The organism is Chryseobacterium sp. SNU WT5 (assembly GCF_007362475.1).
Taxonomy (GTDB): Bacteria; Bacteroidota; Bacteroidia; order Flavobacteriales; family Weeksellaceae; genus Kaistella.
This window is the reverse complement of the sequence record NZ_CP041687.1, coordinates 2,010,626-2,024,682: the sequence shown is the minus strand read 5'-3', so window position 1 is coordinate 2,024,682 and position 14,057 is coordinate 2,010,626. Positions and strand designations below refer to the sequence as shown.

At 33.1% G+C, this 14,057-nt stretch carries 11 protein-coding genes and 1 tRNA gene; all 12 read right to left on the bottom strand.

The features are described 5' to 3' along the window. Nucleotides 1-21 precede the first annotated feature (21 nt). Nucleotides 22-1,089: a chorismate synthase gene (aroC, locus tag FNJ88_RS09575; RefSeq protein WP_143852902.1), complete on the bottom strand. Its 1,068-nt coding sequence runs from the start codon at nucleotides 1,087-1,089 to the stop codon at nucleotides 22-24. Between the two features lie 73 nt (nucleotides 1,090-1,162). After that, nucleotides 1,163-2,782, bottom strand: a complete 1,620-nt coding sequence (locus tag FNJ88_RS09570; RefSeq protein ID WP_143852901.1) for an LIC_10190 family membrane protein — start codon at nucleotides 2,780-2,782, stop codon at nucleotides 1,163-1,165. Nucleotides 2,783-2,835: 53 nt separating this feature from the next. After that, nucleotides 2,836-3,426, bottom strand: coding sequence for a YMGG-like glycine zipper-containing protein (locus FNJ88_RS09565; protein ID WP_143852900.1), 591 nt, complete (start codon nucleotides 3,424-3,426; stop codon nucleotides 2,836-2,838). 150 nt (nucleotides 3,427-3,576) lie between these two features. Then, the gene (locus FNJ88_RS09560; protein WP_317132171.1) at nucleotides 3,577-4,866 is read right to left on the bottom strand and encodes a DUF389 domain-containing protein; all 1,290 of its coding nucleotides are present in this window, start codon (nucleotides 4,864-4,866) and stop codon (nucleotides 3,577-3,579) included. A 159-nt stretch (nucleotides 4,867-5,025) separates the two neighbouring features. Next, a tRNA-Cys gene (locus FNJ88_RS09555) sits at nucleotides 5,026-5,096 on the bottom strand. A 60-nt stretch (nucleotides 5,097-5,156) separates the two neighbouring features. Then, nucleotides 5,157-6,533 carry a DUF4403 family protein gene (locus FNJ88_RS09550; protein ID WP_143852898.1) on the bottom strand — a complete coding sequence of 459 codons (1,377 nt, stop codon included), beginning with the start codon at nucleotides 6,531-6,533 and terminating at the stop codon, nucleotides 5,157-5,159. A 183-nt stretch (nucleotides 6,534-6,716) separates the two neighbouring features. Next, the gene (locus FNJ88_RS09545; RefSeq protein ID WP_143852897.1) at nucleotides 6,717-7,433 is read right to left on the bottom strand and encodes a DUF5991 domain-containing protein; all 717 of its coding nucleotides are present in this window, start codon (nucleotides 7,431-7,433) and stop codon (nucleotides 6,717-6,719) included. A 354-nt stretch (nucleotides 7,434-7,787) separates the two neighbouring features. Continuing rightward, complete coding sequence (locus FNJ88_RS09540) at nucleotides 7,788-8,744, bottom strand: tetratricopeptide repeat protein (protein WP_143852896.1); 957 nt, start codon at nucleotides 8,742-8,744, stop codon at nucleotides 7,788-7,790. Nucleotides 8,745-8,823: 79 nt separating this feature from the next. Beyond that, the gene (locus FNJ88_RS09535) at nucleotides 8,824-10,110 is read right to left on the bottom strand and encodes a hypothetical protein (protein WP_143852895.1); all 1,287 of its coding nucleotides are present in this window, start codon (nucleotides 10,108-10,110) and stop codon (nucleotides 8,824-8,826) included. A 91-nt stretch (nucleotides 10,111-10,201) separates the two neighbouring features. After that, a complete protein-coding gene (locus tag FNJ88_RS09530; protein WP_228414512.1) occupies nucleotides 10,202-10,627 on the bottom strand; it encodes a DUF4280 domain-containing protein in 426 nt (141 codons plus the stop codon). 43 nt (nucleotides 10,628-10,670) lie between these two features. Further along, the gene (locus FNJ88_RS09525; protein WP_143852894.1) at nucleotides 10,671-11,915 is read right to left on the bottom strand and encodes an SH3 domain-containing protein; all 1,245 of its coding nucleotides are present in this window, start codon (nucleotides 11,913-11,915) and stop codon (nucleotides 10,671-10,673) included. Then, a complete protein-coding gene (locus FNJ88_RS09520) occupies nucleotides 11,908-14,046 on the bottom strand; it encodes a DUF5675 family protein (protein ID WP_143852893.1) in 2,139 nt (712 codons plus the stop codon). Before FNJ88_RS09520 ends, FNJ88_RS09525 begins: the two co-directional genes overlap by 8 nt. Nucleotides 14,047-14,057: the final 11 nt, after the last annotated feature.

The window sequence follows — 14,057 nt, the reverse complement described above, 5'->3', positions numbered from 1 at the left end:
TTAATTAATAGGTGACTTAAGTCACATAGTGTGTTTTCTCAATTTATTAATGAGATACAGATCTGCTAAAACGAAGGCTGCTAAATTCTCAACAATAGGAACGGCTCTCGGTAAAACGCAAGGGTCGTGGCGCCCTTTCCCTTCTACGATAATTGGATTCCCATCGCTATCAAAACTGTCCTGCGGGCGTAATATTGTTGCTACCGGTTTGAAGGCCACACGAAAATAAATATCCATTCCATTTGAAATACCACCTTGTATTCCACCCGATAAGTTTGTTTTGGTGGAAAAATCTTCATTAAACAAATCATTGTGATCCTTACCAGTCATTTTTGCACCACAAAATCCACTTCCATATTCAAATCCTTTACAGGCATTGATGTTTAACATTGCTTTTGCTAATTCAGCTTGTAGCTTTCCAAAAACAGGTTCCCCAATTCCAATTGGCAGATTCTTTATAACACATGTTATCGTACCTCCAATGGTGTTTCCTTCTTTTTTTATTTCTTTGATCTTGTCGATCATTCTATCGGCCGTTTCCGCGTCGGGACAACGAACATCATTAGAATCAATTTTTGAAAAGTCTAAATTTTGGTAGGGTTTTTCGCAAAAAATTTCTCCAACTGACGAAACATAGGCATTGATTTCTACCTTTTCAGGTAAAATCTGTTTTGCCATACTTCCCGCAACGACCCAGTTAACCGTTTCGCGCGCCGAAGATTTGCCGCCACCACGGTAATCCCGTCTTCCATATTTTTGGTCATAGGTGTAGTCTGCGTGACTGGGCCGATAGGACTTAGCGATATGATCGTAATCCTTAGATTTCTGATTTTCATTCTCAATTAAAAATCCGATCGGCGTTCCCGTAGTTTTATCATCAAATATACCAGATAGAAATTTCACCATATCGCTTTCTTTTCGTTGGGTAACGATCGAACTCTGTCCAGGTTTTCTCCGGTCAAGTTGATGTTGAACTTCTTCTAAATTGATTTTTAAACCAGCTGGAAAGTTGGTGATAATTCCGCCATAGGCTTCCCCATGACTTTCGCCAAAGGTGGACAGCGTGAGAAAATTTCCTAAATTGAACATAAAGCAAAGTTAATGAGATAATTTGGTTTTAGAATCAGTTAATATCATGTTTGATGAGCAAGAAACGAACTACCTATCGAAAATCCTTCAAAATATTTCTAAGTTTCTCTTTTTCCTCAGAGGTGATCTTTCGCCATACAAAACCTTCTTTTACAGTTTTTCCTTTTAATTGTGGAAAAACACCTGCATCTAAATCCTCTTTAATAAACTGAGGTGAAATTGCAGGAATAGGAGTGTCAAAACTAAAGACATACCCATCGACAACATTAAATTTTAGATTACCGAGCTGGTATGCTTTGTATTTATTATATTTAAAGTGAGCAGGTTCTATCAATTGATTTTTGCTAACACCGCTGATAAAATTCCCCAGCTTGAAACTCGGAAAATAAGTTTGAACCATTCGGGGAAAAGATAAAAATCCAAAGAAAAATACTGATAATACAGTAAAAACGAAGAGTGCTAATCTCGAAGGTATTACCCGATAAAAAAATACAAACATCATCACAAAAAAGACGTCGAAGAAAAATCGATATTGTGCAGAAAATAAAAGCACCAAAATAGTTTTAATAAATATTGAAATAAAAAGCAACCAGATCAATTTTGATTTTTTGCACAAAGCAAAAATTAAAAAAGCAATCACACTTAATAAAAAAAGGATGTGAATGTAGCTTTTGATTCCCTTTAAAAAAAACCAATTCTTAATATAGTCAAAAGATGAGAAACGAATGATCTCTAAATAACTGTATTGCATATCATACGTTTTCCTGAGTGCCAACTCGGAAGAATTCTGTAATAATTCAGGATTAGGTTTCCACAAGAAACCAAAATCAAAAATTTGTACCGGAAATATGGGGAATCCAAAGGTCCATACATTCTTAAATAGAAATAGAACCATGATAAAAGTTCCCGGCAGTATAAATTTCCAGTTGTTTTTTGCAATAAGAATACTGTATAGAAAAACAAATATGGGCAACCAAATCATGGTAGGTTTTATAGCAAATACAAAGACCGACAATGCCAGTAAAAATCCTACGTCTTTATGACTACGGAACATTTCATTTAGAATAATTAATGAAAAAACAGTGACAGGTAGATCAGTGGAAGGAGATTGACTGAACAGGAATAAAAAAGGTAAAAAAACGAAATGAATCCACGATTTATTTTCCAACAAGTAAATCAGATAAACTACAAGAACCAATACGTTTATTCTTAAAAAAGGATCTGTAAAATTAGAAAATCCTGCCTGAAAAATATGCCACAGAGACATTTGTCCCAAAAGTAAATCGAGATTAGAAATGCCCTGAACCAAACCTACTTCAGAAAGCCAACTGATTGTTGGAACGTAATATCCAAAATGATCTAAAATAAAAGGATAATAAGATCCAAAAAAAACAATGATCAGTAAGGGAATGAGAAACAGGAAGCGGTGGAAACACAAGAACTTCCAAAGTTTAACATATACTTTGAAATAAAAAAATGCAAGCAATCCTATCACTAATGTTGATACTTCTACAGCAATATCTAACGGTATGAAGAATGCGAGTACAGCCCAAATAACAGTGACCGTAAAAATCCCAGTAAAACACTGTAAAGCTATACTTTCTGTAAAAATACAAACGTATTTTTGAAACAGGGCCCCAATACCCAGTAAAGCAGGCAAAAGCATAATGAGTAAAGCTGCGATATAAAGCATAAAAAAAGATTGCTTAAAAATAAGCAATCTTTTTTTTAAAATATGATCAAATGTTAATTTCTTGGTTTAACTCTTCCGTCTTTTCTATCTTGCGCTCTACCGATTGTATAACCAGTAGCTCCACCAGCAATACCACCAATTACCGCACCTAAGCCACGATTTTTCTTACTTATAATTGCACCTGCTGCTGCTCCACCTACAGTTCCAATAATCGTACCTTTAGCAGCTTTACTCATTCCTTTTTTCTGTGCAACAGTTTGATTGGACCCTTGTGAAGAACCTGCGTTAGAATTTCCTGAAGAGGAAGCTCTTCTTGGAGAATTATTTACGTATACTGTTTTTGTTTCTCTAATAACTTGTGGTTTTGCACTTGCTTTTGCTTGTTGAATTTGCGCAATACTATCTGCTTTTTTTTGAGTTTCGTAAGCCATCTTTTCTTTTTCAATAGCTAACTTCTGTTTCTCAATCTCTAATTGTCTTGTTTGAAATTCTATTTTTTGCTGATCCAAAGATTTTTCAGAGACTGTATCTTTTTCTTTAGAACAGGCCGTTAACATAACAACTGAAAATGCACCTGTTAGAAATATATTTTTGAATACGCTTGAGGTATTGTTTTTTTGTGGGAAGTCATTAAATGATTTCATAATTGCTTTTTTTAAATTTCCTTAAAATTAATCAGTAAACTCAACAGTTTCAAAAAGGAAACCATTCTACTGTTAAAGAATTGTTAAACTGAAGATTCTTTTCAAAAAGCACCTACAGAGGTGACTGTCAACGTTAAAATTGGATAAGAATTATGGTCGGCGATAGATTTCGATTGTATCTACTTTCAATTTTGCTTTCAACCATTTGCGTAAAGTTTCCTCATTTGGTTTACTCATCGCTTTCTCTGTTTCGTAGAACGCTACCGGAATTAACTTGGTAGAATCTGTTTTAGAGAAAACCTCTTGTTTCGCTACCGACACAGAAAGGAGTTCTGGAAAAATAGACGAAGCTTCCTTGTATAAATTTTCGGTGCGGAAAGTATATTTCTCCACAGACGCATTTAAATCTGAAATTAACTTGGTACGGTCATTATCAATTTCATTATTGGCAATTTTCTTTGCGGATGCATCTGCCAGGAACGCACTGTCTTGCCGAATAATAAGTTTGGTATTGGGTAGCCCTAAATTTCGTAATTTGTTATTCTCCTCTTCTATCTGTTTTGAGGTAAATTTTCGGTTCAAAAATGCCAGTTCAATCGTTCGAGGTGCACCAGGAGAAGAGTAATTCGTTTTCTGATAAACAACCGTATTTCCTTTCGATTCAAATTCTTTCTGCACGTAATCTGTAACCATTTCTTGAAATCGCTGCTGCTGTATAAATTGATACGCAAAGAAAACACTTGGAACAATCATCGCTATCGTAATAATTGTAATCCAATTACGTACCCGCTTTTCCCGTTTTTGATCGACAAAACCTACGGCAGGATATTTTAAAAATTTTGCAATAAAGTAAGTTGCAATGCAAATAAATACGCAATTGATGGCATATAAAAACAAAGCGCCACCAAAATAAGTGAGATTACCAGTTGCCAAGCCATATCCCGCAGTACAAAGCGGTGGCATCAAAGCGGTCGCAATCGCTACCCCTGGTATTGGATTTCCTTTTTCTACCCGCGTGACCGCAATTACACCTACCAAACCACCAAAAAAAGCGATCAACACATCATAAATATTAGGTGAAGTTCTTGCCAAAATTTCAGACTGTGCCTCTTTAAAAGGAGTAAGCAAGAAGTATAGAAAAGACACAATTAAGCCAACCAAAGTTGAGATCAGTAAATTCTTTAAAGATTTACGCAACAAATGAAAGTCGAACATTGCCAATGCGAAACCGGCACCTACAATTGGCGCCATCAAAGGTGAAATAAGCATTGCACCGATTACTACCGCCGTAGAGTTCACATTTAAGCCCACAGATGCAATCATGATTGCACACGCTAAAATCCATACATTCGCACCAGAAAAAACAAGACTACCTTTGATATTCGCCAGCACTTTTTCTTTTTGCTCCTCTCCTTCCTGGAGATTAAAATAGTTGTTCATCATCTTAAATTAAAAAGTTAACAAATGTAGAGAATAAAAGGAAGCATTTTAATTATAAAATTTCGTTTTAAGAAGACAATCAATTCACCCTAAAACTCTAAGACATAGTGCTATTATAAAAAAACCCTAAAAATCATGTTCAGATTAATAGGGTTTTTGAGGTTCCTAGCGGATTCGAACCGCTGTAGATGGTGTTGCAGACCACTGCCTAACCACTCGGCCAAAGAACCATTTGGGTTTGCAAATATAGAAAATTTTCTAAACTCGAAGAAATTAAAAGTAAAATTAATTTATAATCCTTTCACAAAAAGCTCCAATTGTGCTTGTGTATCAATAACAGCGGTAATTCCAGTTGCATTTAAAATAATATTTGAAGGCTTCAATTTAAACACCTTACCACGCATTTTCAGACCTTTGTAATATTCTTTATTAAACGTTTCTTCGATGCTCTTTCGGGAAGTGTCTTCAAGTTCCGCGGTTGGGATTCCATATTCTTCTTCAATCATTTTCACAATCTTTCTGTGGAATAAGAGAGTTGCAGCTTTGTATAAAATATTACTCGTTTTTAACTTAAATTTGGTATCAGAAAGAACAATTTTCCTTCTGGCTTCATCATAGACCGGCACTCCTGTAATGTAAGAAATTCCTTCAATAGCTCCTTCTGTTTGGGCTTCAATCATAATCTTTTGATCCTCACCGTACACTCTAATTGAACTTATTTTAATTTTCGACTTTCCTTCGCGGAAATCAAATTCTTTTCCTAAAAAAGTTTTCTCGGCTATAGCTGTTGCTTCGCTAAAAGGGATATTTGCGGTTGTCTGTAAAAGGAATGTTTGAGGGAGCTGCTGAACATAATTAAAATTGGTAACCGTACTTATTAAAGGCGAAGACATTGGCTTCTCCCCCGTAAAAGTTTCCGAATACGTATCGATCCCAATATTTGCATCAATTCTATTTCCGTAAAATACGAGCGGTGTAATATTCACACTTACTGGTGTAATCTTCAACCAGGTTTTATACTCTTCGCTAATTTCAAAAGGCTGCGAAAACTGATTCCACGCCATGATTGCATATTGTTGAAAATTTAACTGCTCCAACATCATATTATCAATGGTTTTACAAAAGTCCGTCTGTTGTTTCTTTAAACTGGATTCTACGACAGAGGTAATAGGAATTTTGATTCTTCCATAATCCAGAACTGGCTTCGTAACCCATTTAAAACCTAATGGTGAAGTTTTAGTAGTCATAGTCCAGTTATTATTAAAGAACAATTGGATATTGAAGTACATAACGGTTTCGAAGGTCGTATTTTGATAATTGTATAGTCCAAATGTACCAATGCCTTTTTCTGCCCAGATTTTTAAAGGCACTTCTATTAATAGATTTTGCTTTGTTCCACCTACCAAGCGAATTGGTCGCGTTTTCCAAACTTTTACTTTAAACTGATCGTTTTCATTATCGGTATAGGAATTATCTTCAAATATTAAATTGGGTACCGAATTATTGATCACATTTCCAATTTCAGAAAGAGGAATTTTCACCGGCATGGTAATCGAAGACTTAATTTTCGGAAATTCCAACTTTGGCAAAGTTGAATAATCGCCAGGCTGCTGCGAAAATAATTTTATCGTTAAAAATAAAAAAAGAATTAAAAAAGAATTTCTCATTATTGTATTTTCTATCTAACGCAAATTTCTGTAAAATTCGGATAAGTAGAAAAATTAAATGCATGATTTTTTTAATTTCTAAATTTCAAGTAAAAATCATCGTTTTTTATCTCTATAACCCATCTTGACGTAAAATTTTAATATTTTAGCATAATAATTATATAGCAATTTTCAAAAATTTGATTAATTTGTTTTAGTTAATTTTATTTCTTTGTTGTAGTTCCATTTTAAATCTGCCACTATTGGGCTTTTTATGTAATAGGCACCATTTTTAGAGGTTATTTCTCCTAAAATTTTAATGTTTGAATGGTCTGAAAACCCATCCCCGTCGGTAGATTTTAAATATTTTAATTTCAGTTTATTATTTTCTTCTTTTATCTCACAAACATCAGTAAAAAAGGTCTTATAACCCAGTCCTGAAAATGTACATGTTCCATTTTTAATTTCTAAAATATAGGTAATTGACATTTCTGCATTATCATCTAATTTTCCATAATCAATATTTAAATCATAAACTCCATTCCATTTTTCTGATTGGTTTGAGCATATTCTTGAAGTGTTTGATTGTTTGTTATTAACTGTATTTTTTGTTGATGTCGTAAAATATTGGGGGAAGTTGGTTAAAAAATAATCTGAATTAAAATATGGAGGTAGGGTTTCTGATTTCTGATTTTTTAATAATTCCCACTTTTTATTGGTGGGATTAAAATAGTAAATATTAGCAACACAGTTTTCTTTTGCAAATGCACTTTCTGCTGTACAATCTACATTAGAGGACAAAAAATCTTTTTTTATTTGGTATGCAAAAATATTATATTCGTTAAGTTTATTGTTTAAAACTACATGAATTTTTTTACTATCTTTTTCGATATCGATATTGTCAAAATCATAATTTTCCAAAAAATTACCTTTCCAAAAATATCTTAAATCGTCACTTTTAGGAATAAAATGAACAGTGAAATATCCTTCTTGGTTACAATCGATATAGGATTTTATTGGATGATCTGAAATGTTCGATTCATCGATAATTAAGGAATAAAAAGATTTATCAAATTTTTTATCAAAAAAATTTATTTCATTATTTACTTTTATTTCCTGTTTTTCAGGAATTTTGCTTTGTTGTGAATCTCCTTTGCAAGAAAGCAATAATAACGAGATTATTAGTAATATTGTTTTATTTAATCGCAATTTCATTAAGCTCTTTTCTTTTTAGTAATTATTAAAAAACTAATCAATAATAACAGTTTAAATATTTTATTTTATTCTCTCAAAAACTCTTTGCGGTATTTTTGATAAGTCTTTGTTCTGTGTTTTCATAATTTCAATATACTTTTTATAAACGATTTCTGCTTGCTCTTTATTTTCATTTGCCCAATAAGAATCACCTAAATTTAGGTAAGCTACGACCCTGTCGGGAAATTGGTGAATTATTTTTTTTAATAAAAAGATAGAACTATTATTTCCATCTTTTGTGAAAGAGTTATAAAATGCAATATCATTGTAGGAATTAACGTTTGCTTCGGTAATTGGAATAAAATATGTCATTTCAGCCAATTCATCAAAGCCCAAAGTATTTACAAATTTTAAAGTTTTGTTTTTGTAAGCGGTTCTATATTTTTTATCATAATTTAAAAGATGCTCCAAATTATTTCTTTTCAATTTTGTAATTTCTATATTGTATTCAGTCTTATTAGTAGCAACTTTTCCATCGATGCTTTTAGATAAATCATTTATTTCAATACTTATAGCCGGAATAAAATCTCCTTCCACATTTGAAACAGATGTTTTAAATAGAAACCAATTGTTTTTAAAAAATTTATAATAGTAAGTTTCCGTGGTTTTAAAGTTTGCACAGCAAGAAGCTCCATAGATAATTTCGCCAGGTTTTCCTTTCGAAATAAAAAAATTCTGAAGTGGATTTTCTACTTCACTAAAATCATCATTTGAAATTGAAAAATTTTTTACCAAATCAAATTTTCCAGCACTGCTCCCCAAGAAGATATTTATTATCTTATCAGAATTATTATTTATGATTTCCATATAATCTGTTATCAAATCATTATTAAAATCCCCGTGAATTGTGTCTCCTAATTTTTTCTGATTGTTAATTATTTTATTTTCAACAATCCGCTTGCTCCTCAATTCTTTGTCAGCAGATTGCTTACAATTGGCGAATTGAAAAATTACTAATAAATATAATATTTTATTCATCTTTTAATTCTTTTAATCATTATAAAGCTGCTTTCCTGACACTTACATATTTTTTTACTTTGCCCTTTACAGTTTTGGCTTAAACTAAATCCGAAAAATAACTTAAACCTTGAATGCCGTAATAATTTGTTGTAGAATCATTATCTGTTGTTAAATCAATATATCTCTGATAACCTTCCATTGCAAGTGTTTTATCTTTTTTGCAACCTGATTTTGAGAAATTTGGATCGTGCCATAGCCCCCAAGCAAAAGATGCTTTCTTATCTTCATAAGCTTTACTTTCCCTCAATTTGTAGTCTGGGGTGCAGAGTACATATTGCAAATCATTTTTGAAGGTATGAATTTCATTATACAATATATCAGGTTTACCAATGTAATCTCTCTCCCAAATTCTTAAATTATAAGCTAAACCTTTCACATCTTTTGCATTAATAGTAATTCTTACAGTGTCTCCAAATTTTGGATTAGACGTGAAAGCATCCCCATTCTTATCTGTTATCCTCACACTTTTTACATACCCTTTTACATCTGCCTGATTGTTTTCTGAAGAAGGATTTGTAGAACTTTTTTGTGAGTTAGCTTTAGGAGCTAGTTTTTTTGTTGGCGTTTTTTTCAGAGGAGGTTGTTGCGTTTCTGTAGATGGCTTAGTAGAAGTACTGGCTTTCTCACCACTTGGATTATTAACATTTACATTTCCTGATGCTGTATGCTTTCCAACATATTTCGGAGTTACATAATATTCATGTTTTTTCTTTTCATCTTCTCTTTTGTTTGCCAAAGTAATGTATGTATTGAACAGAGTGAAATTCCAGCGCGCATAACCTTTACTGTCAACTTCGATCTCTGGTGATTTAGTAATATATTGATTTTTAGTATTGTGACCCTCTTTAGCTTCATCATCTTCCCAAAGAGTAAAAACAATTTTTAATCCTTCCAAACCCTGACATTTTGCTAGAGCTTTCAGACGATCCATGTAACTGAGTGCTTTGGTAATTTTAGAACCATCATGATAAGTCAAGCTTACGCCTAAAATATCTTTTTCTACAGGTTTCACTTTTTCATTTCTCTGCGGCTGCACAAAAATCGCCATAGGTTCTTTGCCTTCCGGCTGATGTAGATAGCCTTCTATTTTATAAGAAAATTTATGCGCGTTGGGGCCGAAAGTGAAATGATTGATTCCCCGTTTTTTAATTCCGGTGCTTCTATACCCATTATCTCCTTTGACATACAGTTCCCAAATAACCAACTCTTCTTTTCTCTTAGCTACAGGTGTGTCTGCATACCATTCTACAACATTGTAAAAAGTTTTCACGCCGGTTAAAGGATTCTTATCCCCCTTTATTCTATAAACTCCTCCTTTTGTCATAATTTAAAATTTATAATTACCACGCATGGCGATCATCAGTTTCTTCAATCTCTTCTTTAAATTGATCAAAATCTATGATAGGATTTAGAATTTACTGTTCCGCTGAATTTGCATCGATTGCATTTCCTTTCCCCGCCTCACTCTGCTGACCATGCTTCATCACTGTAATTTTCCCACCGATGGTACACATCAGTTCTGAGGCTTCCGTTAAACAGCTTTTACCCATCACTTTTACTTTCTCATACGGTTTTTGCCATTTCCCCGCTGGTGCAAAAGTGCAGGGATTGCCATTCTTCACGGAGCAACTTCCAAAGGGTGCGGCTGGTAGACTAAAAGTAAGATCATCTTCGGTTACGGCCAAATAATCGGCCTGTCCTTCCGCATCGTTCCAATAATGTTTTTGGTGACTTGTGACTTTAAAATTCGGAAAGGATGTTCCTTTATCACACATCGCTTTCCCTTTTGGGATCACGAAATATACTTTATCATAAATGTCAAAGATCTCATCGTTCTCCAAAAAACAAAAAACTGCTCGGAAAAAACAGTTTTTTATTGAAATTTTATTTGCTTTTAATTCTACTTTTATGAATGTATCCTTCTTTTCCTTCTTTAGTTTTTACTAAAAACCAATCACCAGAATTGTCTATAACTTCGATATTTTCACCAGATTTTACTTTTTGTAAAACTTCTGATGTTGCAAGTTTGTCTTTTCTAAGATTAGTGTAACCATCGGGATCTTGGATAAAGTATTTTCTACTATCTCGTGAAACATTTTCAATTCTACATTTTTTATTTCTCTCACTTTCTTTTGGTATTGGATTTATTTTATTTGTCCAACCTGCTTTAGTAATATCAATATTTTGTGTAACGTCGCAAATATATTTTACTGCATTTTCTGATACATCAGACATTGTTTTATAAATTGTATTTTTCAGAATCCATGTATTATCTTGTGGAATGATATAATATTCTTTTTCATAATATCCTCTGTCAGGAAAATATGTTTTTATAATCAAGCCTTTAGAGTTATTTATTGGATATATATTTTCAATTATATTACCTCCGTCTTCTGAAAAATTGCGGGTTTCGAGTGCCAAATTATATTCATTTGAACTATTTCCATAAAAAACAAAAAGATCTTCTCCGTGATATGCTATGCTGCTTACAATTTTATCAGTCCTTCCGTCTTTATTTACATCGAAAGATCTTACAAAATAATCCTGATTTTCTTCATAAAAACTGAAAGAACTTCTCTTCTTTTCGGAAGATATTGTGTTGGAAAAGAGTGCTTTAATTATTTCTTGTTTATCTTTATCCAAATTGGAGACAAAATTCGCATCATATTTTGTGTGCGAGGGATTAAATAGAAATAATAAAACATATTCTGCTTCAGCATTTTTTAACGAGTTTATTAAATTATATTTTTTATTTGTTTTGATGTAGTCAAAAGATTTATTTTTAAAATAATTTACTGCATCTGCTTCCCAGTGCCCGTTTTTTAAAATGGAGATAATTTGCTTCTCATATGAAGTATACGCTGGTTTTTGAATAAGTAAAAACCAATAGTCAATATATTTACTAGAATCTTTATATAAAATTTCTGGCGAATCTTTTTCATCATTCCATCCGAAGGTGTTTTTAAAAGAACTGAAATCTTTTGGAAAGTTTTCTAAAAATTTTTTTTCCTTTTTGTTTGAGAAAGATTCCATTAAAACTGATAAGTCTTTCGACGAATCAATTTTCTCTTGTGACGGATTTTTACACGATATAAATAACGTGATGATGATTAAAAATAGTTTATTCATATGCTTGTGTTATAATAATTTTAGCGTCTTTTATACCTATTTCCTCTACGTAATCGAAAATTTCTTTTAATTTCACTTTACTTCCGCCTACAAAATCCGTAGTTCTTGTCGATCCTGCAATTAAACAACCTTCTGTATCATCTGATGTATTTCCTGAATGTATTAAAATTGCTCTTGATTTTGAAACAACATCATTATATAATTTTAAACCCTTTTTAATTTTTGTTCCTGCGTGCCATTCTAAACTATATGTCCCAATAGGAACCCTTTGTTCATTTCCAGATACTATTGTATCGGGTCCCTTTTCTTCAAGAAAATACCCTTTAATTTCTGTATTATCAATAGTAAATTCACCAATAGTAGATTTATGAGTTTCCCATTTTCTAACTAATCGAATAGTAACAGTATCAGTTGAGCTTTCTGATGAAGCCGTTTTTTTCTTTTGTCCGTTAATACATTCTTGAGGATATTTAAAAATATTTTTAAGAGTGAAAACATAGTTTCGTCTTTCATTTAAACCATTTGAACCACCATTAACTAAATAACTTATTAAGTCAACTTTATCATCATCAGCAATTAAACCAAAGTCAACTGTTCCATATTTAACAGTTTTATCTCCGTTTTTGTATGTTATTACACTCTTTGGATAATCTGGTTTATGAACTTTAACGTAGGCAGGAGCATCAGAAGGTCCTTTCCATCTTTTCCCAACACTTAATACTTTCCCCTGTTTCCAATACCAACCAGCAGAATCACTACCATAAGTTAAATTATTTGAAATTAAATCATAGTCTTTCACACAATTTACACCACTATAGGCTTTATAAATTTCATAATTACTTTTCCAAGTCAACTGCATTAATCCCCTCCCAAAATAGGGCTTATAACTTTTATCAGTTGCATATTCTAATGTTGTTCTGAAGCGGTCTGTTTCGTGATATATTTGTGCCAAGAAATGAAGTTTTCTTATACAGGTATTTATTCCATACTTATTAAATATACCGTTTATTTGATCTCGCAGTTTGTCTATAGTTTTGTCTTCTTTTTTCAATTTACAGTTAGATGCTCCAAATAATGAATACCCACTATCTCTCTTTACATTTGTTTCGCTATTTCTTAAACCGTGGATAATGCTTTCAAACTCTTCAGGAGTAAAGTTCCTATTGCAAAGACATTTGTCTTTTTTAACTTCTTCCTTCTTTTCAATCTTCAGTTCCTTCACAATCGCAGGACTTTTCCCTTCCGGTTTAGCTATCGTTGGTAATTTTTCCATAACCGCTGTTCCTAAACTTTCTGCCCAATCCCATATTTCGCCGCTTGTTTGTGAAACACTTTCAGTAAAACTATCCCATATTCCCTTTTCTTCTTTCTTGCTTGGTTGCTTTTTTTCCGCCGGAGAACTTTTAGCTTTGGGTTTTGCCGGAGTCTTTGGCGACGGTGATTTTGGACTTGATTGCTGCGGATAAGGATTGTTTACGTTGACATTATTAGTGGAGTGCTTGTTAGTTTTATAATATTCCACCGTGACGTAAAACTCTAGTTTGGAATCGGCTTCGCCTTGCGCGGCTTTCAACATCAATGCAGAAGAGAGCGAAAATTCTGCCACCGCCACTCCATCTTTATTTACTTTTGCTTTCTTCGCATCAATTGCGCGGTTAGCAGGGTTGTGACCTGCTCCTTTTGCATCGTCTTCCCAAAGTGTAAAAACGAGTTCTTTCCCCAACATGTTCACACAATTGGCGCGAGCGCGGAGCTTTTCCATAAAACTAAACAAAGTGCCTTTAGTATCGTCAACATAAAAAAGCTCAACTTTATTTATTTTCGGAATTTTTGCAGGCTTAGGCGTAATGATGAGCCCACCACCTTCCGGTTTGTATAAGTAAGCTTCCAGACGGTAGGTTTCTCCGGCAGCAGTTTCGCCAAAAGTAAAATCACTCTTTCCAATTTTTTTGATGTTGGTAGAAGTAAATTTTCCGTTCTTCCGTTTTTTAAACAATTCCCAGGTAACTTTTGCAGGGATTTTTTCGGAAACATGTGTAGCCGGATACCATGAAGCAATCTTATAATTATATTTTTGGCCCACTATTGGACTGATATTTCCAGAAACTGCTGATACTCCGTTCTTTGCCATAACTTTTCTTT

Bases quoted from the DNA above. Each gene is read 5' to 3' on its own strand.
- FNJ88_RS09560 (WP_317132171.1), bottom strand. From the start codon at position 4,866: ATGAACAACTATTTTAATCTCCAGGAAGGAGAGGAGCAAAAAGAAAAA.
- FNJ88_RS09550 (WP_143852898.1), bottom strand. From the start codon at position 6,533: ATGAGAAATTCTTTTTTAATTCTTTTTTTATTTTTAACGATAAAATTA.
- aroC (WP_143852902.1), bottom strand. From the start codon at position 1,089: ATGTTCAATTTAGGAAATTTTCTCACGCTGTCCACCTTTGGCGAAAGT.
- FNJ88_RS09520 (WP_143852893.1), bottom strand. From the start codon at position 14,046: ATGGCAAAGAACGGAGTATCAGCAGTTTCTGGAAATATCAGTCCAATA.
- FNJ88_RS09540 (WP_143852896.1), bottom strand. From the start codon at position 8,744: ATGAATAAAATATTATATTTATTAGTAATTTTTCAATTCGCCAATTGT.
- FNJ88_RS09535 (WP_143852895.1), bottom strand. From the start codon at position 10,110: ATGACAAAAGGAGGAGTTTATAGAATAAAGGGGGATAAGAATCCTTTA.
- FNJ88_RS09565 (WP_143852900.1), bottom strand. From the start codon at position 3,426: ATGAAATCATTTAATGACTTCCCACAAAAAAACAATACCTCAAGCGTA.
- FNJ88_RS09570 (WP_143852901.1), bottom strand. From the start codon at position 2,782: ATGCTTTATATCGCAGCTTTACTCATTATGCTTTTGCCTGCTTTACTG.
- FNJ88_RS09525 (WP_143852894.1), bottom strand. From the start codon at position 11,915: ATGAATAAACTATTTTTAATCATCATCACGTTATTTATATCGTGTAAA.